The following is a 26,711-nucleotide window of genomic DNA, read 5'->3' as shown; positions in this document are numbered from 1 at the left end:
TGTCATTTTCACAAAACTTTTCAATAACCATATTATGTGTAATCATTATTCACCAAAAAAGCTAACCTAGGATTGTTGAAGTTATCTCACCCTCGGTTAGCTTTTAAGCTTCTTCATTCAAAATACTTTCTGAATTCAATAATTTGTATAGCATTGGTTAGTATTTTCAAATGATAGTTAATTGTATTTGTAACTTTAATTTCGCTAATATTTAATTTTGGATAAGTCACGCGATTTACATAATCAATCGTTTCTTTGTCCATGCCGTAGCGTGTGTTATATTGTTGCCAAACTTTATATAGCGCACCGTGATTCTGATCTAATGTGTAATGTTTAATTTTATACATACCAGGCAAAGCGTTCGTAATATTAAACTGATATTCTTTATAATTTATATCATTTGAGGGGTCATTTATCGTGAAATAAGGATTATAATGTTCTGCATTCCATACAATAACTTGAAAATGATTAAAATCGCCTGTAACCATACAGTTTTCATTTTTATATAAAATATGTTCAGAAAGTTTCGCAAATAATGCACTTGTAAAAAAGGCTGGACGCTTGCTACCAAATTGGTGATATAAATCGATACCATGCAACTGAGCAACGGTTTCTTTCTGACAGTATTGTTGATGTATCTCAAAATTCAACCAATACCCAATCATACAAATATCTCTGTTCATCTCTATCAACTGTTCAAAAATAATACCTGCACGAAAATAGGCACCATTTGTGTAATTTGTATTCCCTGTCAATGTGTTCCATTTTAACAAAGTAAATGGGGTACTATGGTCTTTTAAACCTAACCACTGCTTAATTTGCTTCAATTTTAATATGATATATTTTTTGGATTGGTTATATTGATTATTATCAATTGATTTAAAATTAATCATGTCATTTTGATTTGCACTAAAACCGATATTATCAATCTCTTTTCGATGATAGTCTAAAATATACTTAGCTGCTCTCACATGTTTTTCTGAACCGTTGTCTATATTCATCACTATTTTGACATGGGGAAAATAATTTTTAAACAATTTCACAAGAGACTGAAATATCTGTTCATCAATAGTACTAATGTAAACTACTAAATCAAGTGATTTTCTATCAATTAATATGTTATACATATGTTCTAATAAATAAGTCATTTCTTGATAATAACCTTTAAAGTTCACTCTTGTCTTAGGTGGATTTATTTCTATTCCTAAACCTATTTGGTGTTCAATTAGAAAATCCAAGCATTCATCTAACTTCATATATGGATGTATATTGGGTATTTCTTCATCACTTTCAATCCATTTATGCTCTACAAATCCTTCTTTAATTGGATCCCTTATTAATATATGATTTATGCCAATAGTATTTTTAACTTCACGTAATTGTTTTCTAAACCTTTTTATGAGTAATACTTCTAAGTTTCCTATTTGAATGACATGATCGTAAGATGAAAGTATTTGGCTTGTTTCTTGGAGTCTAATATCTATTATCTTTTGAGCTTCAGGTGACTGTAATAACATATCATCTGTTTGGATAATATATAATGATAAATAATGTAAATATTTTTGATAAATAATTTCTTTTTGTTCTCTATTAGTAGTTTCTATTGCTTCTATATTTTTATATTTTTCTCTAAATTGAGACGGCGTTAATTTCACATGTGCTTTAAAATGTTTTAATAAGGTGTTCGAATTACTGAATCCATGTTTCACAGCAATTTGTGTAATTGACTCATCTGTCATAACTAAATCTTTCTTACAATGTTTCAGTCTAATATGAGTTATATATTGGCTAAATCCCAAACCAACTTGTCGTGTGAATACTTTAGATAAATAAGCAGTACTAAGATGTACCTTATCAGCTACTTCATTGAGCGTAAGACTATTACAATAATTATTTTCTATATAATTACATACAAATGCCACACGATTATCCTCTATGCTTTCTCTATAAATCTCATTTCTTTTTGTAGGTAAAAAACGTGCAATTATAAACATTAACTCTATCAATTGTTGTTCAATGTATAAACGATAAAATTCACCTTTTCTGATATAAACAATCCCAATTTTCGCTATAAGATTAACAATTTGTTTGTATATGGCATCTTGTAAATGTGCTTTATCTAACATGTATAGTTTATCGCTAAAATCAGTTAAGTACTGTTTCAAATAACTTTCCGGTAAATGAATAACAATACATAACGCTTCTTTGCCTTTGCTATATCTATATGGTTCTTGATGATTAATAATAAATACATCACCTTCATTGAACTCATAAGATTCATTAAATTTCCAAATTGTCATTTTGTCACTCAGTATCAATCCAAGCCGTAACCCTTGATTAACTTGTGTATAATCGTTATTCTGTTCCATCAACTCTATACTATAAAAAGTTTCCATAATTCACCTCTTTATAGTTTCTTATTTTAAAGAAATATCCCCAATAATCTATAACTTCTAAAATTTGTTCTTTTTTTGACAAAAAGGTAGTAGAACAGAAAACTAATTGATTCAAATTAATTTTGTCATTCCATCCTAGCAATGCTAACTAAGTGTGAAATATATTTAATAGTAGCGCCTTTAAAACCCAATAATCCGTATGTATTATTTTTCTCTAAAATTATAAAAAATAGCCATGAAAAATTCTATTGTCATAGATTTCTTCATGGCTAATCTTAGTATTTGCTCATTAACAAGTATTTACTTTTTATCTGTTTTATCTATATTATCTTTTAATCCATGTCCTTCTATATCGACACTTGGTAAAATTTTATTTAACCATGCAGGCATATACCATGATGCTTTACCAAATAGTTTAGTTAATGCTGGTACTAATATTAAACGTACGATGATTGCATCAAAGAGTACGCCAAATGCAAGCGCTAATCCCATTGATTTAATCATTACATCATCTTGAAAGACGAAGGCAATAAATACACTAAACATGATTAATGCAGCAGCAACAATCACTGGCCCACTCTCTTTAATACCTACTTTTATGGCGTGTTCATTATCACGTGTAACCGTATATTCTTCATGAATACGTGACATTAAGAATACTTCATAGTCCATTGCCAAGCCAAACAATAGCCCTATAGTTATAACCGGTAAAAATGCAAGTAATGGTCCAGTAGTATCGACACCAAATAATCCAGACATAACGCCTTCTTGCATAACTACTGTTGTAAATCCAAGTGCTGCCATTAAGGATAATACAAAGCCAAGTACTGCTTTTAAAGGTATAATAATCGAACGGAATACAACCATTAATAAAATGAAGGCTAACGCTACAATTACACCAGCAAACAATGGAATAGCCTCATTTAATTTTTGAGACATATCTATATTGATAACACTTTGTCCAGAAACTTCTGTCTTGAAGTCATATTCATCTTTAGCTTTATCATTATAGTCTCTTAGATCATGAACCAATGTGTTTGTTGATTCTGCGTTCGGTCCTTTTTCAGGTATAACTGCTATCATTGCATAGTCTTTACTCTCACTTAGTTGTGGTTCTGTAACTACATCAACGTTATCCATATCATTAATGTCTTGATGCATCGCTTTCAAATCTTTCTGTAAAGCTTGCGGGTTATCTTTTTGATCTTTAACATTAACTAACATTGCAATTTGACCATTAAATCCTTCGCCAAATTTATCCGAGATAATATCATATGCTTTTTTCTGCGTCGAATCTGCAGTCTTCATACCATCATCGGGGATACCTAAGCGCATGTCTTTAACTGGTATTGCAACTAATATTAAAATAATCAAACCAATCAATATAGCTAATAATGGTTTTCCTACAACAAATTTTGACCATCCAGTATCGACATCGTTTTTAAACTCTGATTTTGTTCTTTTTGGTTTAATTTGTTTACGGAAAATACTAATTAAGGCTGGTAATAAAGTAAGAGCACTCACCACAGCTACAAATACACTAATCGCAGAAGCATATCCCATAACAGCTAAGAAATCGATTCCCACAAGAGATAGACCACATACTGCGATAATTACTGTGACACCAGCAAATATCACTGCGCTACCTGCAGTACCTACTGCTAGTCCAATTGCTTTAATATGGTTCGTTTCTGTCTTCATTATCTGTCTGTATCTAAATAATATAAATAATGCATAATCTATTCCAACTGCTAAGCCAATCATAACCGCTAAAGTCAAAGTGACATTAGGGATATCAAATGCATATGTAAGTAATGAAATAATACCTACACCTGTGCCTAAGCCAAGTAATGCACTGACGATTGGTAACCCTGCAGCAACAACTGAACCGAATGTAATTAATAGTACAACAAATGCTACAACCACACCTATTATCTCAGAAGCGCCACCAATTTCAGTAGATTCCATACCTGTACCCATTAATTCAACCTGTACATTATGGTCGTCTTTAATGTCATCTACTTTTTCTTTAATATTATCTTTAGAACTTGATTTTAGTGATGTTGTTTTAACATCATAATTTACATCTGCAAATGCAGTCGTTTTATCTTTACTAATCTGTTTACTATCATATGGATCGGAAACATTTTTGATATCTTTATCGTCATCTTTGATATCTTTCAAAGCTTTTTTGATGTCTTTTGTCACATCAGGCTTAACGATACCTTCTTTCGCATCGCTTTTTAATACAACTCTTATTTGAGCTTTTTCACTATCTTGACCAAATTCATCTTCTATTTTTTTGTTAGTATCGAGTGATTGTAAGCCATTCATAGTAATGTCATTATCAAACTTCGGCGCACTTATTGTAAGGGGAATAATAATAGCCGCAAGTAAAACTACCCACGCAACAACACTCCACCATTTATGCTTAGCCACAAACGATCCTACTCTATATAAAAACTTTGCCAAACTATTGCCTCCTAAATTAATCAACGTTATAGTTTAAATATATACTGTAGATTATTTCTATCCACATACTAAATGCTTTACCCTTTTATTAAAAGAATTAATTATTACAATTTGTATATTTAAACTACAAATAAGGAGAAATGTATATTGAACGCAAAAGATTTACGTGTTATTAAAACTAAACGTGCTCTCTCACAAAGTTTCTACGAATTACTTGAAAAACAAACTTTCTCAACAATTACAGTTAATCAAATATGTGAAAAAGCATTAGTTCATCGAACGACATTTTATAAGCATTTTTATGATAAATATGATCTTTTAATTTATTTAATTAAATACGTAACAAAAGATTATTTTTCAATCGATTTAAAAGAACGTATCAATGCACCATTTACAGTGATAGATAGAACTAGTGATGTAATTGAATTACAGCGTATTAAAGACAAACAAGAACATGACAAAGAATTTGAACGTACGATATCTAATCATTTCATCAGTGTATTACAGAATGATATTAAAGAAAATGAGCACCGTATTTCAGTTGATTCTGATATTCCTGCCGAACTTATATTTTATGTTTATGGTGCAAGTCTATTTGGATTTACAGAGTGGATGAGAGAACATTGTATCGAACTGCCACCTGCCGAACTAGACAAGTATTTCAGAAAATTAATTAATATCCAAGTCATAGATGAATAAAAAAAAGAGCGGTATATGCAATCAAGATTGATTGCATATACTCACTCTTTTTAATCATTTATTTTAGAACATTTCTGAAACAACTTTTTGCTCTAAGAAGTTTAATAAGTAGTCTGGGCTACCTGTTTTAGCATCTGTACCTGACATTTTGAAACCACCAAATGGATGGTAGCCTACAACTGCTGCAGTACAACCACGATTAAGGTATAAGTTACCTACATCATAAGACTCTACAGCTTCAATCCAGTTTTCGCGATTATTTGTAATCACTGCACCAGTTAAACCATAATCAGTATCATTAGCAATTTCTAATAATTCTTCAAAGTCTTTACCTTTAACAAACCCTACAACCGGACCAAAAATCTCTTCTTGCATAATTTGGTCGCTTGATTTAAGGCCAGAAATAATTGTTGGTTCAATGAAGTAACCAGTAGAATCATCTGTGCCGCCACCTTGTTCTAACTTACCTTCTTTACTGCCAATTTCAATATAGTTCTTGATTTTATCAAATTGTTTTTGATTAATAACAGGACCCATGTATGTGTTGTTTTCAGTGTTACCTAACGTTAAGTTCTTAGTTAAAGCTACTGCTTTTTCTAACACTTCATCATATACATCTTTGTGTACAATAGCACGAGAACATGCCGAACATTTTTGACCTGAAAAGCCGAATGCAGAAGTTACAATAGACTCTGCAGCTAAATCTGTATCGATGTTTTTATCAACAACAATCGCATCTTTACCACCCATTTCAGCAATAACGCGTTTTAAGAATTGTTGGCCCTCTTGCACTTTTGCGGCTCTTTCAAAGATCCTTGTACCTGTAGCACGAGAACCTGTAAATGTTACAAAGTGTGTGTGTACGCTATCTACAAGATAATCACCGATTTCTTTTGGATCGCCTGGAACAAAGTTAACAACGCCTTTAGGTAGTCCCGCTTCTTCTAAAATTTCCATTAATTTATAAGCAGTTAATGGCGTATCTTCAGCAGGTTTTAAAAGGACTGTGTTACCAGCAACTACGGGTGCTAATGTTGTTCCAGCCATGATTGCGAATGGGAAGTTCCATGGTGGGATTGTTACACCTGTACCGATAGGTTTGTAGAAATATTTATTATGTTCCCCTTCTCTATCTAATACTGGTTTACCATCTGCAAGCTCCATCATTGATCTTGCATAGTATTCAATGAAGTCAATACCTTCTGCAGCATCACCAACAGCCTCATCCCATGGCTTACCTGCTTCATAAACCATAACAGCTGAGATTTCTTCTTTACGACGTCTAATAATCGCTGCAACTCTGATTAAAAATTCTGCACGGTCTTTGTGAGACCATCTCTTCCAAGATTTATAAGCTTCATTAGCTGCATTAAATGCATCATCTACATCTTTTTGCGTTGCCTTCGAAACTTCTGCAATAACTTCAGTAGTATTAGCAGGATTGATAGACTGATACGTATCTTTTGTGAACTTCTCTTCCCCATTAATAACTAAAGGGATTTTTTGTTTTAATTCACCTTTAACTTTTTCTAAAGCTTTTTTGAATGACTCGACATTTTTACTATCTGTAAAATCAATGCCTGGTTCGTTGTGATAATTGACTACCATTTTTCTACCCCCATGTAAGTTTGTAAATAGAAAACTAAATGGAAATGTTTCCATTCTTATTGCTATTGTATAGATATCAAACAATAATTGCAATCGCTTACAACATTTTTTATTAAAATAAATGGTATTGAACTCATTTCTTCCATTACATTGATATTTGAAATTTTATTCAGTTATGTTTATCATTACTTCTACAAATATATATTATATAAATTTAATAATTTGTAACTTAAACTTTACATTTATACTAATATTAATATGTTAGTATGATAATTCGCAAAATAATCATATATATTTATTTTTAAATTAAACAGAACAATCGAGAGGTAAGCTATAATGAAAACATATACATCTGTGATATTTTGGATGCGTACGATAGCTTGTTTAAGTATTGTTCTTATTCATTCGATTACAACAACATTTAGCAAAATGGATTTTGTTGGTCATGGTACAACTATTAGAGTATTTCAGTTACTCCTTATGTTTAGTACACCATTATTCGTATTTATTTCAGAATTTTTATTAGCTAAAAACTATCACGTTAAAACAAAACCGGGATTTTTAAAGAATAAGTTAATCTATCTCGGTATTCCTTATATCTTAATTAACCTTGGTATTTCATATTTTTATTTCGAACCAAAAACATTAACTCAATTTATGCATAATGTTGGAGATACTATGTTTCATGGTGGTGCAGTCACCTATTTCATTGTCATTATCTTCCAATTCTACATATTGCATATTCTTTTTGCTAAGTATCTAATTAAATGCAAGCCTATTCCAATGATTATTGGTTCTATAATATTCGCTACGGTTTATTGGGCATTTCGCCAATACGTGCCACAATCGGAGAATGATCTTTTAGGCTTATTTTGGGAAAGAGAAGGTTGGATGCTATTTTTAGGATGGATTAGTTATTTTTTACTTGGTTTTTATACGGGTATTTATTATGAAGCATTCATGAAAAATATTAAACGTTTCACTTGGCCTATTATTATAGGATTCATAATTGCCTTATCTATTTTAATCGGTAATTATCTGCTAGGCATTAGTACCTGGGTGGAATCGAAACGCTTTGATATTCCATTCTATGTCACTATGGTCATCTTAGTCTTTTTCTTATTCTCTTCTTATATAAAATATGTACCTAAATTTGTACTATATATAAGTAACTATTCGTTTTGTATTTATTTAACCCATTATTTCTTTGTACATGATTTAGGATTACTAAGAGTTGATAGTTCAATACGTAATATTGCGTTTAACTTTATTATCACTTTAGTCATTTCTATATGCTTAGCTTATTTATTTAATCTATTCAAATTTGGTAAATTAGTTGTCGGTGGTATTGGAAATATAAAATACGATAGTGTTTATGAAAGTTATAAACACGGCAAAATGAATTGACTTTACTAGTTCTATTCATTGTATATAAAAAAATAGTGAGGCAGAAACTATACGTTACTGCCTCACTATTTTTTATTTTAATTATGTTTAAAAATTTCTTGAGTATACACAATAATTAACCTTAATATTTTTTATATCTCTCACTACGATTAAGCTGTGTCGATTCCTTTTGCTCTTTATTATGTGCATGTTGAGCATCATCTGTTTTAGCTTTTAGTGTCCCATTATAATTACTTTGGTTTCTATTATAATCATTACGTTCTTGCGACACATACAAACTATCTACACGCTTTGGTTTTCTAGCCAATAACATAATTCCAGCAATTAACCATAAGACCGCAGTAATCCAATTCAATGTTAATACGGTAATAATACCAAGAAGAATAAAGAACACACCTACAACTTTTGGAAATTTATTAATGAATAAAGCAAATGCGATGGCCAAAACCGTGCATATAATCACTATAATTAAAGCTAGTAGAAATATCTGACTAGCAACATCTACCAAACTAAATGCGTCCAATTGTGATGTGCCTTGATTATACATATTGCTATTATAAATTGAATCTGCTAATTCGTTTTTTACACTTGCATCATTCAAAAATGGTGTAACAATTGCCATAAAAAATATTAGTATAAACTGCAAGATAATACCAATCCATACAAGCACTTTTTCTCCAGTTCTTTTCATATGTATCCTCCCAAGAAATCATTATGACTCAATACATCTACCACTTTATTATAACGTTACTTTTAGCATTTTAAAACCATATTATATAGTAATTAAAATACGCTCAACATTATATTTTTCTGAATTTTTGGTAAAATAGTATTATTACTTTTATAAGGGGATGATAGATTTGGACCTACAAATACAAAAACCTACTACAATAAGAAAAATGATTAAGCAAGGTGAACTGACTGGACATACTAGTGGCATGGCCAAAGGCTATATTCAAGCGAACGTTGTCATACTTCCTTCTGCTTATGCTTACGATTTTTTGAAATTTTGTTTTAGAAATCCTAAAACATGTCCACTTCTAGATGTGTCTGAAAAAGGATCGAAATCATTTCCAACTTTCGGTCAACAAGCTGACATAACTACCGAAGTTGCCGCCTATCGTGTTTATAAACAAGGTAAACTCGTAGAACAAAGACCTAATATCGATACATTATTTACAGAAGATATGGTCAGTTTTTTAATAGGCTGTAGCTTTACGTTTGAACATGCATTACTAGAAGCTGGTATCCCAATACGCCATTTAGAAGAAGGACATAATGTACCGATGTATATGACCAATATCCCAGCTGAAGATAGTGGTCAGTTTTCTGGTAATATCACCGTAAGCATGCGTCCTATGACTATGCAACAAGCTATTAAAGCAACAGAAATCACTTCTCGTTTTAAAAATGTACATGGTACACCTATGCATATTGGTAATCCTTCAGAAATTGGTATTTCTAATATAAATCAACCTGATTTTGGTGAACCAGTAGTGATTAAAAATAATGAAGTCCCTGTCTTTTGGGGGTGTGGTGTAACACCTCAGTCCGTCGCTTTAGATGCTAAACCAGAAATTATGATTACACATGCACCCGGGCATATGTTCATTACAGATATTCCTGATAGCCAATTAATCGAATAAATAAAAAAGCACTTTGACATATCTAAAAATTGAGCGTCAAAGTGCTTTTGATTTTATCTTGCTTCAATATCTTCTTTTGAAACAATAGGATGATCCTTAAATATAATGGAACATACATAGCCAACAATTAAACCTATCACTCCTACAATAGCACCATAAATAAAGATTTTAACTGGATCATTAAACCCAAACATCACTAAAAAGCCAGCTAACGGGGTAGCAGTACCAGTAGCATCGTTTATCATACCAGAAGATGCAATGACTGCACCTGCTAGTGCTCCTCCAATAAAGTTTGCTGTGTAAATTGGTATGGGGTTCGCAGACACTACGTCAGCTTGAGACAATGGTTCGATACATACCGCAATTCTAGATCTACGGTCGCCTAATTTTAGTTTGTTAAACATTGTACCATTGATAAAAGAAGACGCGAATGACACCATGGCTGCAATCGCCATTGGCATACCAGTAAGACCTAATAAAGCAGTTAAAGCCATAGAACTTAATGGAGCTGTACCCACAACTGTGATAACCCCGCCTAAAATAATCCCCATAATAATCGGGCTTACTTCAGTTGAACTTTGAATAATATCACCTATCTTTAATAGCGAATTATTAACTAAAGGCGTTACGCCCGTTGCAACTAATCTTGCTAAAGGTGCAATGATAATAATACCTACTATTAAATCTATACCGTCTGGGACTTTGCGTTCAGCATATTTCATTAAATAACCAATTACATAACCAGCTACGAAGCCTGGTATCAAATCTAGACCACCACATGAAGCAGCGATTGCTAATGCGTAAACCGGCGAAACACCGATAGCTAAAGATACTAAACCAGCTGCAGCAACACCGCCTAAACCTCCAGCAGCATCACCTAATTCACCTAAAAATTTAATTCCTAATAAATCTCCACCTACATATTTATGAAAAGCTTCAACTAAAAATGTTGCAATTGCAGCATTTGCTAAAGCACCCATCGCGCGCATACCTTTAGGTGCTCGATATGTAAATAATGTAAATAGGGCTAACACTATAATTAAAAATAATGTACCAATTAAAATATCCATATTCAATATTCCTCTTTTCTTGTCTAGTAATCGTTAAGTTAGATATGGAAATAGTCATTTAAAAGTTGGCTTGTTCAAACAATCTGTAAAAACTTTATGTTTTATAAATTTTGCATTCATGTTTATATAGTCACAATTATTGCTTTTACCATTTCACTCACAGTTTTATATTTTAACACAAATACCAATTATATTCCGAACAATTTAATTACTTTTCATTTAAGCTCCGCGGAATATTTTTTAATATAATTTTAATTTATTTTATGATATTACACAATCGAATATAAATATAATTCCAACATTTACAACTTTCTTTTGGAAAATACATATTTCATTACTTAATCAAAACAAATATGCTATAAACAAGTTATAGGCTAAACTAATTCAACTAAGTAATATAAAAGTACCGCCAAAACCACGACATTTTGACGGTGACCTATTAAATATTATGTGAATGTATATAGTAAAATCAGTTGAAGCTTTATTATTGCTCAATTGTACTAACTAGTTTAGCAGGTGTCCCGAATGCAAGCGCATTGGCAGGTACGTCTTTAGCAACCACACTACCCGCGCCGATAACAGCGCCTTCACCAATTGTTACACCAGGTAATACAATCACATTGGCCCCTAGCCAAACATTGTTGCCTATATTTATAGGTAAAGCTTGTTCTAGCCCCTCATTTCTAGTTTTATACTCTAGCGGATGAATTGCTGTATACAAGCCACAATTAGGACCAATAAATACATCATCTCCAATCACTATTTTACTGCAATCCATGAAATAACAATCGTGATTAATAAAGACACGCTGGCCTAAATTAATATTATAGCCATAATCAGCTTGGAATGGACTTAGTAATTCTAATGACCGAGGCTCATAATTTAATAATTCCGTTATTATTTCTTGTCTCTGTGTTTGATTGCTAGGACGGATTTGGTTTAAATCAAAACATAAATCTTTAGCTTTTACTCGCTCTGTCCCTAAATTTTCATCATTATTTGCATCGTACCATTCACCGGCTAACATCTTATCTTTTTCACTCATGCTTATTGCTCCCTTTCCTATAATAGGTATTTAGTTTAATTTCTTAAATTTATATTTAAAAACATTACAGTAGGTTTAATTGTGAACTAAACCATTTGACTTAACAATTGATACATCAGCGTTCCAGCATAATTCCCTACGACATACCCCAATGTTCCTATTATTAGAATAGGGCCCACAAGACCTGTCCATCCTTTACCAATAGCTAATGCAGCTGCGGTTGTTGGTCCTCCTGCTGTTGCATTACTCGCTAATAATATCTCTTCAATTTTAAATTTCAAAGCCTTACCTATCAATAAGCTTAATCCCAAATTAAATATGAGTATAATAATAACAAAAACAAAGAGTAAAGGGGCCGTTGTTATAATTGTGGCAAAAGAAGCAGGCACACCTATAACTACGAAAAAAATATAAATCAAAAAAGTACCTATTTCAGATGCACCAGCCAATTTCTCAAAGAAGTCTCCCCATATTGCAACCACGATTAACGTTAAAGTCGTTAGCAAAAGATAGCTGTCTCCAAAGAAAGAAGTGATAATCGTTAGTAAAATATTGCTTTTAGGTACCCATTGTTGTATCAGCTCAGCTCCTTTAAAACTTACTGCAACAAGTGTGATTGCACTGGCAATCGAAAATGCAATATCTAATAATTGAATTTTTTTAGGTTCCCAATATGATTGTTGTGCTTTTGGTGAACGTTCTGTTTCATAATCTGTTTTAAAATACTTTTTGATTATCGGTAGTGACGGTAATGCAATCAATAACATAAAATATAACGCCATAACACTATTATCTGCCACTACCGTTGCTGATACCATATCACCTGGCGTTTCAAGTTTAGAGCTTAGTGCCGCAAAGTTTACTCCTCCTCCAATATAACTACCTGTCATCATTGCCCCTATATTGTTCAAATAAGGTATCCATTGATTTAACGAAATAAATGCAATAAGCGTTCCAATCATTGTCCCTATGGATGCAATGAAAAATATAATCAATAGTCTTCTACTTTCTTTCCATATTTTCATAATATTTGAACTAAATAAAAGTAACGGTATCGATAAAGGTACAACATAATCCCACACAGTATCATATACTGGTGAACTTGTTGGTATAATTTTAAAGTTTGATAATATCATCGCACCAACAAGTGCAATGATGGCACCAGAAATTGTACTCGCCCATTGATACTTCTGTTCTAAAAATAAACTCACAGTTGCCCACACAATAATGATTGCCCATAAAATCCATGTATCACCTTTGTCTATAAGTGCCCCCACTATCATAAAATCATCTCTTTTCAAATATTTATTTTTAACTATCACCTATATTCTATCAGTATCGACCTAATATTTTTATAATTTTCTGAAAAATAAATTGTCTATATGTTAGGTTATTGATATTCTTACAGTTATAGCACCATAAACAAGGAGGAAATAATTATGAAACAAAAAATCGGCTTAATTTTGGGACCTTTACTTTTTCTTATTTTTTACTTTATTCCTAGTATAACAGGGTTAGATGACGCACCTAGAGCTGTGCTTGCAGTTACACTATTTGTTGCGACATGGTGGATTACAGAAGCTATCCCCATACCAGCAACATCATTAATCCCACTAATTTTACTTCCACTAACAGGAGGGACTGATGAAGTTATCGCATCGAGTGCTTATGCTGATCCTATCGTATTTATGTATATGGGCGGGTTTATCATTGCATTAGCCATTGAAAAATGGAATTTACACAAGCGTATTGCAATGACCATTATTTCAATGATGGGAACAAGTAGTAACCGTATCATCCTAGGTACTATGATTGCGACTGCCTTCATCTCTATGTGGATTTCAAATGCAGCTACGGCACTCATGATGTTACCTATTGCTTTAGCACTCATCAAAGAAATTAAAGATGCACAGTTTCTTAAGCCTGAGTCTGCTAGTAAATTTAGTAAAGCACTCCTCCTAACGGTAGCCTATTCGGCATCTATAGGTGGATTAGCAACACTTATCGGTTCAGTACCAAACGCTGTTTTTGCAGCAATTGCGTCTTCTAGTCTTGATAGAAAAGTTTCCTTTGCTCAGTGGATGATTTTTGCCGTTCCACTTACTGTTATATTATTAGTAATTCTTTATTTCTTACTAACAAAATGGTTATTTAAAATTGAAGATGCGGATCATATATCATCAGATTTTGCGAAGAAAGCATTACATGATTTAGGACCTATGTCCAAGGAAGAGAAACTCACGGCAATTGTTTTTCTATTTGTCAGTCTTTTATGGATATTTGGCGGATTACTCCCAGGTTCATTACATATAACAGATACTAATATTGCAATGTTTGGCGCAGTATTACTGTTTCTCATTCCCGCAAAAACTAAAAAAGGTGGACTACTTATATGGGACGATATGAGCAAACTCCCTTGGGGTATACTACTCTTATTCGGAGGCGGTTTATCTTTAGCTGCAGCCTTTGAAGATTCAGGACTTACAAAATGGTTTGGTAGTATGATGGGAATTGTAAAACCTCTACCATTAATATTAATTATACTTGTACTAACCACAGCTATTTTATTTTTAACAGAGGTCATGTCAAATACAGCTGTTTCTAACATGTTGATGCCAATTAGTATTGGCTTTGCAGCAGCGATTAGCCAAGACCCTTTTATAATCATGGGTATCGTTGCTCTTTCATCTACTTGTGCGTTTATGTTGCCAATTTCAACACCACCCAATGCAGCAGTATTTAGCTCTGATGAAATAGAAATGAAAGATATGGTACGCGCTGGTTTTATTTTAAATATTTTCGCTATCATTGTAATTTCACTGTTTGCTTATTTCTGGTTACCTATCGCATTTGGATTATAAAAAATTAATTAAACACAATCATTTAATATACAACATACAACTTAGGTATGATACACTTTCTATACTATGGACGCATGTTTTACTAGAAAAAACACTGTAAAATAATGTTATAAACTTATAGAAGGAGTCAATAATTATGAAATTCTTATTTAAAGGAGCGATAGCAATTGTCTTAATACTCGGTATAGTAAAAACATTCGAGGAACACGATATTGTTTCAGAAGCGACAAACTACTATAACCAGGTTAAAAGCGGTGAAATTGTACAAACTATTGAAAACATTAATTTTGACGGCTTAAAAAATTTAGATTTCAATGATCTGAAACCTTCAGATTTCTTCTAACGTTTATATACTTTCTTCTAGATAAAATAACCTACAAGTGACATCAATTGTCTAAACTAAAATTTCCAAGACAACCTTCAAACATAAAAGCAGCGAGACAGCCAAAAGACTGTTTCGCTGCTTTTTATTTATACTTTTTAATTTTTATATTATGATGTTATATAATCTCCGCCATTCACATGTATAACTTGACCAGTTATATATGAACTATCTGCATATGATGCTAAGAAAACATATGACGGTGCAAGTTCTGCTGGTTGCCCTCTTCTACCCATTGGTGTATCTCCACCTTGGTTCTCAACTTTGTCTTCTGAAAAAGTAGCTGGAATCAGTGGTGTGTAAATTGGACCTGGCGCAACCGCATTTACTCGAACTCCTTGATTAATTAAAGTTGATGCTAATGAACGCGTAAAGGCAACGATTGCGCCTTTTGTAGCAGAGTAATCAATGAGATGAGCCGATCCTCTATAAGCAGTTACACTTGTAGTATTAATAATTGCATCTCCATCAGTTAAATATGGAACTGCAGCTTGTGATAAGAACATCATACCAAAAATATTTGTTTCAAATGTTTCTTTAACCTGTTCTGGTGAAACAGCTTCGAAACTATCCTGAGGAAATTGTACGCCACCATTGTTCACTAATATATTTAATCCGCCAAAATCTTTAATGACTTTTTCAATTAAATTTTGTGATTCATCGACACTTTTTAAGTCATGAGCATATGCTTTTGTCTTAACACCTAATGAAGTTAATTGCTCTACTACCGCTTCAGCATCTTCCTGTTCGTCGTAATAACCAATAGCTACATCTGCCCCCTCTTTAGCATACAAGACTGCAACAGACCGACCAATTCCTGAATCTCCACCAGTAATCAATGCAATTTTACCTTGGAGTTTGCCACCACTTTTGTAACCTTCCATCTCAGTAATAGGTTGTGGATTCATATCTTTTTGTATACCTGGCTGTCTATCTTGTGTATATCCTTTAATTTCTTTATGAAATTCAGTTAGATTCATATGTTACATACCTCCATTTTACTCTTTTACTGGCAAATACCACTTTAAATAGGAATCAAACATTTTGGCCAATATTCAATAGCTAACAACATAATCACATCGCAAAAACTCTGAGGAATAAACAAATTCCCCAGAGTCTTATATGTTATGAACATTATTTAGTAAATTAAGTGAATACCTTTGCTAATCACTTAATTTAACTTTCTCAAAGTATTTTTTCTCTAGACTTAAACAATTTAGGCAAACTCACTCTCACACGTAACAGTTAAGCCCACATCTTATTTTAACATTTTTATAATTACGGCTAAGACTTTTCTTTAAATCGAATGTTTTACAATCCTACTTGAATGTACAAATGCCATAATTGCAAATATACAATATACAACGGAGTAAGTACCCATTACGATATATACTGGTAACATACTATTACCACCCATAAGTAATATAAATGCTTTTGCTGCAAAATAAGCATGCAACAAGGATACAATAAGTGGTAAACCAAAATTAAACGTCACTTTTAAAGCTAACCCTTTCAACATATCGTGATGTGTATAGCCAATCTTACGTAAAATAACAAAATTAGGTATTTCATCTTCAGTTTCATCCATTTGTTTAATATAAATAATACAACCTGCTGCAACTAAAAAGGCTAATCCTAAGAATGATGTAACAAATAATAGGATACCTACAGAATCATCCATCGATTGACGCACCATTTTTTGCGATTCAATGTTCGGCGATACTGATTTAGCAATTTGATTCGCTTCTTTCCATTCGCTTTGTTTTTTCAAATCATAACCAAATTGTTGACGTGTTTCGCTAGCATTTTGTTTTAAATCATTATATTTATCATCATTAACTAATAATACTGGGCCACCAAAACTTATTACACTCATAAAGCTCACGTCCTTTTCTGAGCCAATGACTTTAAACGTGTGTTGGGATTGACCTTGTAACACGATCTCGCCTTTTTCATTGTGTTGAACGAATCCCCCAGGTGCTACCATGTTAACTACTTTCGCTCGATTACCGGTTATTTCATTATCCTTGAAATTTTTGTTACTAGTAATTAACATCGAATCACTCTTAGACATATTCGGATTTCCAACTTCTTTAAAAAATGTATCTTTCGACATTTTGACTTCAGAGACTTCTTTATACTTTTTATCAAAACCAATATGTGCATCTTTCATTTTATTTTCAAATGATTCTGCTTGTTTATTGTCAATAAAATTAAAATCTTGAGGTGATGTCAAGGCGACATTATCATCAATAGTTGATTTACTAATTGCCCCAAAACACAGCACCGTAACCGTTACTGCTGATATAGTTGCAATTATCGTTAACGATAACGCGTTTTTCTTCATCCTATGCATGATTGAAGACGTAAAGACAACATCAGTGATAGACACTTTACCTCGTTTCGCATTTTTAACCATTTTAAAAATAACAGACACTGAACTTCTGAAAAATAAGTAAGCGCCTACTACTGTTAAAAACAATATAATAAACGGGGTAAACATTAAACTACTTAAAAATTTACTAAACATTTCTGTAGACATATAATAGCCAAATGTAATCATCACAACACCTAAGATGCCTGAACAAATCTCAAGTATTGAGATAGTATTTTTTGATACTTCTGACTTTGTACTATCATTCATCATTGATAAAATACTGCGTCTACGCAAGAAAATATAACTTTGTATAATAATTAACAGCATGGATATAAATATTAGTAAACAAGTTTGAAATACTGCTGAAAATTGGAAGGTTAAGGCTACACTTGTGCTAATATGTAAAACTTTTAACACAACCATGAGTAATAGCTTAGACCCAAAAACCCCTACTATAACACCAATAACACCTGTTACTAAAAACATAGCAATCTGTTCAATTATAAGCATACGTAATATATTAGACTTAGTTAAGCCTATCAATTGAAATAAAGCAAATTCACGTGTACGTCTCTTTATAAATAACTGATTTGCATACATTAGAAATACAATTATGATAAAAAATAAGAAATATGACCCAACGTCTGAACCTTTTCTTATAATTGCCATTGAGTTTTCATTGTTAATACTGTCTGTATATTTTAAAGTTACAAAACTAAAATATAATACGATACTTACAATTAACGAGAAAATATACATTGCATAGTGACGTAAGTTCTGTTTTAAATTCTTAAGTACAATTTGATTAAAACTCATGAGCGACACCGCCTAATGCCGTCTGCATATGAATAATATTTTTATAAAAGGCTTGATTTGAATCATCACCTTGGTACACTTCAGAATGAATATTACCGTCTTTTAGCATGATTACTCTATTAGAATAGCTTGCTGCGACAGGGTCATGTGTAACCATAACAATCGTTGCTTCTAAATTCTTATTTAATTCTTCTAAACGATTTAACAAATCTTGTGCACTTTTAGAATCTAATGCGCCTGTAGGTTCATCCGCAAATATAATGGCTGGTTTATGCACGGATGCGCGTGCTGCTGCAGTACGTTGCTGTTGTCCTCCAGATATTTCATTTGGATATTTATGTCCTAAATCTTGAATCCCTAAAGACTTAGTGACTTCATTGTAATTTTTTTCTTTATCTGCTTTAGACATCTTTTGAATAGAAAGTGGTAACATAATATTTTCTTTAACCGTAAGCGTATTTAATACACTATAATTTTGGAAAATAAATCCCACTTCTTGTTTTCTGAAATCTGCTAATGCTTTATTACTCATTTTATTTATTTTATTGCCATTGATCTCAACTGTGCCGCTTGTAATATAATCAATGGAACTCAAGACGTTTAGCAATGTTGTTTTTCCTGATCCAGATGGACCCATTATTGTAACAAACTCGCCTTTTTCTATAGAAAAATCAAGACCTTTAAGCACTTCTTGTTGTCGATGTCTGTTTCCATAGCTTTTAGTAAGCCCTTCTACTTTTAATATAGACATGCCCTTCACTCCTTAAATAATTTATATCCTTAGTTTAACTAAGTTGCAGTCTATTTTCGTTTGTTTCAACTAACAACCCTACGCTTTAAAATGACAAACTTGTCACACATTTGAAACCATGATTTATTCATCTATTGAACTTCTCATTTTTTAGTTACTTTTACAGCTTAGGGGTAAGTGTTTTCACTATATGATATAATAGTCTAGTTCATTTTTAAATAAGGAGTAAGATAAATGTTAAATAAAATTAAGCGGGAGTGGCTAATTGCTCCAGGGACTAATATATTGGCTGGTATAGTCGTAGCATTAGCATTAATTCCAGAAGCCATTTCATTTTCAATTATAGCAGGAGTAGACCCTATGGTTGGTCTATATTCCTCTTTTATTATTGCAGTTGTTATTTCTTTCGTGGGTGGAAGGCCGGCTATGATTTCTGCTGCAACAGGATCTGTGGCTTTAGTTATTGTACCTTTAGTACGGGACCACGGCGTCCAGTATTTATTAGCGGCCACGATTTTAATGGGAATTATTCAAATTATTTTCGGTATATTAAAAATTGGTCGGTTAATGAAGTTTATTCCCAACTCTGTAATGATTGGTTTTGTTAACGCCTTAGCCATTATGATTTTCTTAACACAAATCAAGCATATTTTTGGTATATCTTTTGCCACTTATTTATTTGTTATCATTACTTTACTTATTATCTATCTTTTACCACGTATTTTTAACAAGATACCTGCGCCACTAATTGCGATTATTTTATTAACAATAACTTACTTAGTGACTGGCGCGAATGTAGAAACGGTTGGAGATTTAGGTGAAATTAAACGTTCGTTACCTCAATTTTTCATTCCCGATGTACCTTTTAATATAGAAACGTTAAAAATCATTTTCCCATATGCTTTATCTATGGCGATTGTTGGACTCGTTGAAAGCTTGCTTACGGCTCGTATTGTCGACCAAGCGACAGATACCTATAGTAGTAAAAACCAAGAATCTCGTGGTCAAGGTATTGCCAATGTAATCACAGGTTTCTTTGGTGCTATGGGTGGTTGTGCAATGATCGGTCAATCAGTAATCAATGTACGCTCAGGCGCTACGACGCGCTTATCTACCTTTACTGCTGGTGTGTTCTTAATTATCTTAATCATCGTATTTGGTAATTGGGTCGTTGAAATTCCGATGCCCATTCTAGCAGCTATTATGGTTATGGTTTCTGTGGGAACTTTTAATTGGCGTTCCTTTAAATTTATTAAAAAAGCACCTCGTACAGACGCGCTTGTGATGATTCTCACTGTAGCTATCGTATTAATTACAAGCAATTTAGCACTAGGGGTAATTGTGGGGATAATTGTAAGCGCCTTGTGTTTTGCTACAAAAATTTCAAATGTTTCCGTCCAATATGAAGAGATTAATCATGCTATTCATTATAATATAAAAGGACAAATCTTTTTCGTTTCTATTGATTCATTAATGAACCAACTCGATTTAGAATTACATGACAAAACAATCTATTTAAACTTTAAAGAAGCACATTTATGGGATGATTCAGCTGTTAATGCCATAGACACATTGATTGAAAATTATCATAAAAAGAACAATAAAATTTACGTCAAACATCTAAATAAAGATAGCCGTAAAATTGTTAACGAATTAAGTAAAGTAAACCAAGAACATCTTTTATAAAGTCATTTTCAATCGCATATCTTATAGTGTAAAAACATCAAGCCAATTTTAGTCATTTGCTAAGCTTCGACAAACCTAAGCTATAGTAAAAAATCAAAACAATTATTTTAATCATTTAGATATTCATCACAAGATATAACCAACAGCTATAATACTTAAAATTTAAGTACGACACTAATATGTTATTATTGCCATGTCTTGAAGGGCTAGGAATACGAAATCAATTTTGATTTTGTGTACCTAGCCCTCTTTTTTAAAACAATAACATTGACTTTTATACCTGCTAGGGGTATATTTATGTTGTAAAAGGTTCTAATGTTACGATTAATCATTTACAAATCGAAAGGAGGATAACTTAATGAACGAACAGAAAAAAACTACTTTCAATATTACAGGTATGACATGCACAGCTTGCGCTAACCGTATAGAGAAAAATTTAAATAAAATGGATGACGTTGAAGCAAATGTTAACGCAACAACTGAAAAAGCTACAATAACTTATAACCCTAGTTCAACTACACCTACTGACCTTTCCAATACAATTGAAAAAACAGGGTACGGCGTATTAAATGACAAAGTCGACTTAGAAGTTACAGGCATGACATGTGCAGCATGTTCTAACCGTATTGAAAAGGTATTAAATCGCACTGATGGCGTAGATGAAGCCAACGTTAATCTTACAACTGAAAATGCTACAATTATATATAATCCTAATTCAACTTCAGTTGAGACTTTAATTAAAAAAATTCAAAAATTAGGCTATGATGCTCAACTCAAAAAAGAAGCTGATGAAAAACAATCACACAAAGCATTAGAGTTAAAACATAAACTTACAAAATTAGTTATTTCGGCTATATTAGCTTTACCATTACTATTAACTATGTTTGTGCATCTCTTTAACATGCATTTGCCTTCTATATTAATGAACCCATGGTTTCAATTTATCTTAGCAACTCCGATACAATTCATTATTGGTTGGCAATTTTATGTTGGTGCATATAAAAACTTGAGAAATGGTTCAGCAAATATGGATGTATTAGTAGCTTTAGGAACAAGTGCAGCGTATTTTTATAGTTTGTATGAAATGGTCAAATGGCTAAACAATACCAATTATACGCCGCATTTATATTTCGAAACGAGTGCTGTACTCATAACATTGATTTTATTTGGTAAATATTTGGAAGCACGTGCAAAATCACAAACGACAAATGCCTTAAGCGAATTGCTAAACTTACAAGCTAAAGAAGCACGTGTGCTACGTAATAACGAGGAACAAATGGTACCTTTAAGCGAAGTTGTAGAAGGTGATTATTTAATTATTAAACCTGGAGAGAAAATACCTGTAGATGGAAAAATTCTCAAAGGTAAAACTTCTATCGATGAATCTATGTTAACTGGTGAATCTATACCAGTTGAAAAAACACAAAGTGACTATGTGATTGGTTCAACAATGAATAAAAATGGCATTATCACAATCGAAGCTACAAATGTTGGTAAGGACACTGCGCTCGCCTCTATTATTAAAGTGGTAGAAGAAGCTCAAGGTTCTAAAGCACCTATCCAAAGACTTGCCGATATCATATCTGGTTATTTTGTACCTATTGTAGTTGGTATCGCAATTCTAACATTTATCATATGGATTACTTTAGTTCGCCAAGGTCAATTTGAACCTGCCTTAGTAGCAGCAATTGCTGTACTGGTTATCGCTTGTCCTTGTGCACTTGGTTTAGCTACACCTACTTCTATTATGGTAGGTACAGGAAAAGCAGCAGAGAATGGTATTTTATTCAAAGGTGGCGAACATATCGAGCGTACACATCAAATCGATACTGTTGTCTTAGATAAAACTGGAACAATCACACATGGAACACCTGTAGTCACAGACTTTGATGGTGATAATGAAACATTACAATTATTAGCTAGCGCTGAAAAAGCTTCTGAACACCCACTCGCCGAAGCTATTGTTAATTATGCAAGATCAGAACAAGTTAATTTATTAGAAGTTGATGATTTTGAAGCGGTACCTGGGCACGGTATCAAAGCCACGATTGCTGGAAAATCATTATTAGTGGGTAACCGTAAATTCTTAGAAGAATATCATGTGGATATTGATCGTTCTGAGCTACAATTATCTCAATTCGAACAGTTAGGTAAGACTGCCATGTTAATAGCGATTAACCAACAATTACGTGGCACTATAGCAGTAGCTGATACAGTCAAAGATTCTACTAACAAAGCAATCCAACAGTTACACGATTTAAATATAGAAGTTGTCATGTTAACTGGTGATAATCAACGTACTGCTGAAGCCATCGCTTCACAAGTTGGTATAGACACAGTAATAGCACAAGTGTTACCAGAAGAAAAAGCATCTAAAGTTGAATCATTACAAGCTAATAATAAGACGGTAGCAATGGTAGGAGATGGCGTAAATGATGCCCCAGCTTTAGTCCAAGCGGATATCGGCATAGCAATCGGTACAGGTACAGAAGTTGCCATCGAAGCTGCTGATGTTACCATCCTTGGTGGTGATTTATTACTAGTACCTAAAGCAATTACAGCTAGTAAATCAACTATACGTAATATTCGCCAAAACTTATTTTGGGCGTTTGGTTACAACGTAGCAGGCATTCCAATTGCTGCACTTGGATTACTTGCACCATGGGTTGCTGGTGCCGCGATGGCTTTAAGCTCAGTAAGTGTTGTCACTAATGCACTCAGATTAAAACGCATGAAATTATAATTAAATTTTGAGATGATTCAAATGAAGTTTATTATTTTAAGGAGGTGATTGATATGGCAACCGAAACAATTAAAGTAGAAGGAATGAGTTGTGAACACTGTAAACATGCAGTAGAAAGTGCACTAACAAATCTAGATGGTGTATCAACAGCTGATGTTAATCTTGATCAAGGTAATGTTAAAGTTGATTTTGATGATAACAAAGTCGCAGCACCAAACATGTATGAAGCAATAGAAGAGCAAGGTTATGACGTAAAATAATATCTCAAAAACTTATCAAATATAAGTATCTTTGCTGAAATAAAAACGTAAGACACTTAACCCTTGTTCTCAAAGTAAAGTGGCTAGGACATATATAATGTCTCGGTCTCAACTTAGTGTAATAGCAGTAGCTGACTGAGTTGAAAAAGCTTTTAAACCGAGCTTTTTCAACTCTAGTCCTCCTTGCCGGGAGTAAGACAGAAATCTTTTCTAAAAAATTAGTTTTCTGTCTCACTCCCTTTTTATATTTAAAATAGCTTACGATTTAAGACATACACACTTGCCTACTTATTAATTTACACGTAATTTAGTATCACCAGTCTTAATAACATCGACTGTCGCATCTAAAGCATCCACAATGAGATTTTCAACGGCTGCATCTGTGTAAAAGGCAATATGAGGTGAAACAATAACATCTTGACGTTCGATAAGTTGCTTTAATACCTCGTCCTCTAATTCAGAATTTCGTTGATCACTTGGAAACAATCCCTTTTCGCCTTCATATGTATCAAGTGCTACACCTTTTAAAATACCGTTATCTAGCGCATGTAATAGCGCACTAGTTTTTACAATGGAACCTCTAGCACAATTGATAAATACTGATCCTCGTTTAAATTCATTAAACAATACATCATCAAATAAATAATCATTATCCTTACTTGCAGGGATATGCACCGTAACAATATCTGCCTCTTTTACAGCTTCCTCTATACTATTTGTATAAGTTAAAAATGACTTATAACTGTCCTGCGGCGCAATATCATAAGCAATAACTTCAGCTTCAAAACCTTGCGCAAATATTTTGGCAACAATTGAACCGATGCGACCAGTTCCTATAACTGCAACTTTCAAGTCTTTAATAGAGCGTGATAAGATAGCTGGTTGCCATCTAAAATCATATGAAGCTGTTTTTTGTTGGATATCATTGTAGTTTCTAACCAGATTAAGTGCTTGTGATACCGTATATTCAGCAATTGAATGTGGCGAATAAGATGGTACGTTAGAAATAATTAAATCATATTTTTGAGCTAACTCGAAATCATATATATCAAAACCAGCACTTCGTTGCGCAATCTGTTTAATACCAAATTCATGTAACTTGCGGTATACATCTTCATCAAAAGGAATTTGCTGTGATATTGAAACACCATCAAACCCTTTTACGCGATCGACAGTTTCTGATGAAAGTAGTGCTTCATCTAAATCAACATTTATATTGTGTTTTGTAGACCATGCTTTAATATAAGGTATATCTTCTTCTCTTACTCCAAAAATTTTAATACTTGTCATAAGTTAATCACTCCAATCAGATTATTCTATTCATAAAGATGCTTAAGCGATTGTATTCTTTTTGCAGCTTCTAGTAACGATGCATCATCTAACGCTAAAGAAATACGCACATAATGTTCCCCGTGTTCTCCAAATGGTATACCTGGTGCAACAAGAATTGACTGTTCTTGTAATAAATAATCAACAAAACTTTCTCCATTAAAGTTTTTAGGTGTCCGTAACCATAAGAAAATACCACCTTTCATTGGCTCAAAAGGTATATTTGCTTGTTGTAATTTAGCTTCAAACTCATCTCTACGACGTTTAAATGTTAAATTTTGTTCGTCTAAAAAAGCATCGTAGTTATTCAAAGCGTATGTTGCTGCGTCTTGCAATGCACCAAACATACCTGCGTGCGTATGTGATTGATATTTCTTTAATGCTTGTATGATGTCTTTGTTTCCAACAGCAAAGCCAACACGAAATCCTGACATGTTATAACCTTTTGATAGTGAGAATATTTCTATTGCTAGGTCTTTTGCTCCTTCTGACTGCAATATGCTAGGATTTTTAGCATCGAAGCCAAATGCACTATATGCAAAATCATGAACAATCTTTGTCTTTGTTCCTTTAAAACGTTCAATCGCTTCATCAAATACTGATTTTGTAGCAACTGAACCTGTCGGGTTATTTGGATAAGTCAAATAAACCAAACGTGTATTGAGTAATGTTTCTTTGCTTATTTTGTCCCACTGAGGTAAATAATAAGGTGGTTCCAAAATGAGTGGTTGTGGTTGTGCATCGGCAAGTAATACTCCAGCTTTATAATCTGTATAGCCTGGATCTGGTAACAACACATTTTCTCCAGGATTCACGATACATGTAGGTAAACCTACAAGACCATTTTTAGTACCATATAGTATACATACTTCATCTTCTTTATCTAATTCAACTTGAAATTGTCTTTGATAAAAATCTACTATTGCTTGCTTAAATGAGTCTTTACCGTGGAAAGCAACATACTTTTGATTATCAGGCTGACGTAGCGCATCAGCAAAACAGTCAATAATTCCTTTGGGAGTTTCACCATCAGGAATACCTACAGCCATATTAATTAATGGTAAAGGACCATGTTCTACTTTCTGTCCCATTGTTTTTGCAAAATAACTATCTGGTATCTGTGCCAATCTATCCGAAATTGCCATAAAACTCCTCCTATTAAA

The 26,711-nt window shown here is 32.9% G+C and carries 19 protein-coding genes and 1 pseudogene; 8 read left to right on the top strand and 12 right to left on the bottom strand.

Translation table 11 applies throughout. The annotated features are described in order from the left end of the window. Positions 1–113: 113 nt before the first annotated feature. Positions 114–2,396, bottom strand: a complete 2,283-nt coding sequence (gene aryK, locus J5E45_RS07525; protein WP_208181965.1) for a transcriptional regulator AryK — start codon at positions 2,394–2,396, stop codon at positions 114–116. 330 nt (positions 2,397–2,726) lie between these two features. Continuing rightward, a pseudogene (locus J5E45_RS07520) lies at positions 2,727–4,868 on the bottom strand (MMPL family transporter); the annotation flags it as partial. Positions 4,869–5,015: 147 nt separating this feature from the next. Between J5E45_RS07520 and J5E45_RS07515 the strand changes: the two are divergent. Then, positions 5,016–5,567: a TetR/AcrR family transcriptional regulator gene (locus J5E45_RS07515; protein WP_039069207.1), complete on the top strand. Its 552-nt coding sequence runs from the start codon at positions 5,016–5,018 to the stop codon at positions 5,565–5,567. Between the two features lie 63 nt (positions 5,568–5,630). On the opposite strand, the gene pruA is transcribed toward J5E45_RS07515, so the two are convergent. Continuing rightward, positions 5,631–7,175: an L-glutamate gamma-semialdehyde dehydrogenase gene (gene pruA, locus J5E45_RS07510; RefSeq protein WP_039069205.1), complete on the bottom strand. Its 1,545-nt coding sequence runs from the start codon at positions 7,173–7,175 to the stop codon at positions 5,631–5,633. Positions 7,176–7,511: 336 nt separating this feature from the next. Between pruA and J5E45_RS07505 the strand changes: the two genes are divergently transcribed. Continuing rightward, entirely contained in the window at positions 7,512–8,582 is a 1,071-nt protein-coding gene (locus tag J5E45_RS07505; RefSeq protein WP_039069204.1) for an acyltransferase family protein, read from the top strand. Positions 8,583–8,703: 121 nt separating this feature from the next. On the opposite strand, the gene J5E45_RS07500 is transcribed toward J5E45_RS07505, so the two are convergent. Then, positions 8,704–9,273: a DUF4064 domain-containing protein gene (locus J5E45_RS07500; protein ID WP_039069202.1), complete on the bottom strand. Its 570-nt coding sequence runs from the start codon at positions 9,271–9,273 to the stop codon at positions 8,704–8,706. Between the two features lie 169 nt (positions 9,274–9,442). On the opposite strand from J5E45_RS07500, the gene J5E45_RS07495 reads away from it, so the two are divergent. Beyond that, positions 9,443–10,228: a putative hydro-lyase gene (locus tag J5E45_RS07495; RefSeq protein WP_272873974.1), complete on the top strand. Its 786-nt coding sequence runs from the start codon at positions 9,443–9,445 to the stop codon at positions 10,226–10,228. Positions 10,229–10,281: 53 nt separating this feature from the next. Here J5E45_RS07495 and J5E45_RS07490 read toward each other — a convergent pair whose 3' ends face one another. The 3 genes from J5E45_RS07490 to J5E45_RS07480 form a co-directional block, all read right to left on the bottom strand. Beyond that, entirely contained in the window at positions 10,282–11,298 is a 1,017-nt protein-coding gene (locus tag J5E45_RS07490) for a PTS sugar transporter subunit IIC (RefSeq protein ID WP_039069198.1), read from the bottom strand. A gap of 484 nt (positions 11,299–11,782) precedes the next feature. Next, positions 11,783–12,343 (bottom strand): sugar O-acetyltransferase, encoded by a 561-nt coding sequence (locus J5E45_RS07485; RefSeq protein ID WP_107548857.1) that lies wholly within the window; start codon positions 12,341–12,343, stop codon positions 11,783–11,785. A gap of 86 nt (positions 12,344–12,429) precedes the next feature. After that, a complete protein-coding gene (locus J5E45_RS07480; RefSeq protein WP_039069194.1) occupies positions 12,430–13,626 on the bottom strand; it encodes a DUF819 family protein in 1,197 nt (398 codons plus the stop codon). A 156-nt stretch (positions 13,627–13,782) separates the two neighbouring features. Here J5E45_RS07480 and J5E45_RS07475 point away from each other — a divergent pair, with 156 nt between their 5' ends. Further along, positions 13,783–15,204, top strand: coding sequence for an SLC13 family permease (locus tag J5E45_RS07475; RefSeq protein WP_107548856.1), 1,422 nt, complete (start codon positions 13,783–13,785; stop codon positions 15,202–15,204). A 136-nt stretch (positions 15,205–15,340) separates the two neighbouring features. Then, positions 15,341–15,547 (top strand): hypothetical protein, encoded by a 207-nt coding sequence (locus J5E45_RS07470; protein WP_039069191.1) that lies wholly within the window; start codon positions 15,341–15,343, stop codon positions 15,545–15,547. Between the two features lie 149 nt (positions 15,548–15,696). Here the strand turns inward: J5E45_RS07470 and J5E45_RS07465 are convergent, their stop codons facing one another. From J5E45_RS07465 to J5E45_RS07455, 3 genes are all read right to left on the bottom strand, one after another. Then, positions 15,697–16,566: an SDR family oxidoreductase gene (locus J5E45_RS07465; RefSeq protein WP_208181961.1), complete on the bottom strand. Its 870-nt coding sequence runs from the start codon at positions 16,564–16,566 to the stop codon at positions 15,697–15,699. Positions 16,567–16,883: 317 nt separating this feature from the next. Further along, entirely contained in the window at positions 16,884–18,779 is a 1,896-nt protein-coding gene (locus tag J5E45_RS07460; protein WP_101094028.1) for an FtsX-like permease family protein, read from the bottom strand. Next, positions 18,769–19,530, bottom strand: a complete 762-nt coding sequence (locus tag J5E45_RS07455) for an ABC transporter ATP-binding protein (protein ID WP_039069186.1) — start codon at positions 19,528–19,530, stop codon at positions 18,769–18,771. Before J5E45_RS07455 ends, J5E45_RS07460 begins: the two co-directional genes overlap by 11 nt. 234 nt (positions 19,531–19,764) lie before the next feature. Between J5E45_RS07455 and J5E45_RS07450 the strand changes: the two genes are divergently transcribed. The 3 genes from J5E45_RS07450 to copZ all read left to right on the top strand — a co-directional run bounded on the left by J5E45_RS07450 (position 19,765) and on the right by copZ (position 24,219). Continuing rightward, positions 19,765–21,216, top strand: a complete 1,452-nt coding sequence (locus tag J5E45_RS07450) for a SulP family inorganic anion transporter (RefSeq protein WP_208181960.1) — start codon at positions 19,765–19,767, stop codon at positions 21,214–21,216. Between the two features lie 358 nt (positions 21,217–21,574). Continuing rightward, complete coding sequence (locus J5E45_RS07445; RefSeq protein WP_107548852.1) at positions 21,575–23,959, top strand: heavy metal translocating P-type ATPase; 2,385 nt, start codon at positions 21,575–21,577, stop codon at positions 23,957–23,959. Positions 23,960–24,012: 53 nt separating this feature from the next. Then, positions 24,013–24,219 (top strand): copper chaperone CopZ, encoded by a 207-nt coding sequence (copZ, locus tag J5E45_RS07440; RefSeq protein WP_069793151.1) that lies wholly within the window; start codon positions 24,013–24,015, stop codon positions 24,217–24,219. Positions 24,220–24,510: 291 nt separating this feature from the next. On the opposite strand, the gene J5E45_RS07435 is transcribed toward copZ, so the two are convergent. Next, a complete protein-coding gene (locus J5E45_RS07435) occupies positions 24,511–25,509 on the bottom strand; it encodes a D-lactate dehydrogenase (RefSeq protein WP_039069182.1) in 999 nt (332 codons plus the stop codon). A 26-nt stretch (positions 25,510–25,535) separates the two neighbouring features. Next, a complete protein-coding gene (locus J5E45_RS07430; protein ID WP_107548851.1) occupies positions 25,536–26,693 on the bottom strand; it encodes an aminotransferase class I/II-fold pyridoxal phosphate-dependent enzyme in 1,158 nt (385 codons plus the stop codon). Positions 26,694–26,711 lie beyond the last annotated feature (18 nt).

The sequence above is a fragment of the Staphylococcus shinii genome (assembly GCF_017583065.1).
Classification (GTDB): Bacteria; Bacillota; Bacilli; order Staphylococcales; family Staphylococcaceae; genus Staphylococcus; species Staphylococcus shinii.
The sequence above is the reverse complement of the archived record's forward strand: the minus strand, read 5'-3'. Positions and strand labels throughout refer to the sequence as shown.

Bases quoted from the DNA above. Each gene is read 5' to 3' on its own strand.
- aryK (WP_208181965.1), bottom strand. From the start codon at position 2,396: ATGGAAACTTTTTATAGTATAGAGTTGATGGAACAGAATAACGATTAT.
- pruA (WP_039069205.1), bottom strand. From the start codon at position 7,175: ATGGTAGTCAATTATCACAACGAACCAGGCATTGATTTTACAGATAGT.
- J5E45_RS07505 (WP_039069204.1), top strand. From the start codon at position 7,512: ATGAAAACATATACATCTGTGATATTTTGGATGCGTACGATAGCTTGT.
- J5E45_RS07500 (WP_039069202.1), bottom strand. From the start codon at position 9,273: ATGAAAAGAACTGGAGAAAAAGTGCTTGTATGGATTGGTATTATCTTG.
- J5E45_RS07490 (WP_039069198.1), bottom strand. From the start codon at position 11,298: ATGGATATTTTAATTGGTACATTATTTTTAATTATAGTGTTAGCCCTA.
- J5E45_RS07485 (WP_107548857.1), bottom strand. From the start codon at position 12,343: ATGAGTGAAAAAGATAAGATGTTAGCCGGTGAATGGTACGATGCAAAT.
- J5E45_RS07480 (WP_039069194.1), bottom strand. From the start codon at position 13,626: ATGATAGTGGGGGCACTTATAGACAAAGGTGATACATGGATTTTATGG.
- J5E45_RS07475 (WP_107548856.1), top strand. From the start codon at position 13,783: ATGAAACAAAAAATCGGCTTAATTTTGGGACCTTTACTTTTTCTTATT.
- J5E45_RS07470 (WP_039069191.1), top strand. From the start codon at position 15,341: ATGAAATTCTTATTTAAAGGAGCGATAGCAATTGTCTTAATACTCGGT.
- J5E45_RS07465 (WP_208181961.1), bottom strand. From the start codon at position 16,566: ATGAATCTAACTGAATTTCATAAAGAAATTAAAGGATATACACAAGAT.
- J5E45_RS07460 (WP_101094028.1), bottom strand. From the start codon at position 18,779: ATGAGTTTTAATCAAATTGTACTTAAGAATTTAAAACAGAACTTACGT.
- J5E45_RS07455 (WP_039069186.1), bottom strand. From the start codon at position 19,530: ATGTCTATATTAAAAGTAGAAGGGCTTACTAAAAGCTATGGAAACAGA.
- J5E45_RS07450 (WP_208181960.1), top strand. From the start codon at position 19,765: ATGTTAAATAAAATTAAGCGGGAGTGGCTAATTGCTCCAGGGACTAAT.
- J5E45_RS07445 (WP_107548852.1), top strand. From the start codon at position 21,575: ATGAACGAACAGAAAAAAACTACTTTCAATATTACAGGTATGACATGC.
- copZ (WP_069793151.1), top strand. From the start codon at position 24,013: ATGGCAACCGAAACAATTAAAGTAGAAGGAATGAGTTGTGAACACTGT.
- J5E45_RS07435 (WP_039069182.1), bottom strand. From the start codon at position 25,509: ATGACAAGTATTAAAATTTTTGGAGTAAGAGAAGAAGATATACCTTAT.
- J5E45_RS07430 (WP_107548851.1), bottom strand. From the start codon at position 26,693: ATGGCAATTTCGGATAGATTGGCACAGATACCAGATAGTTATTTTGCA.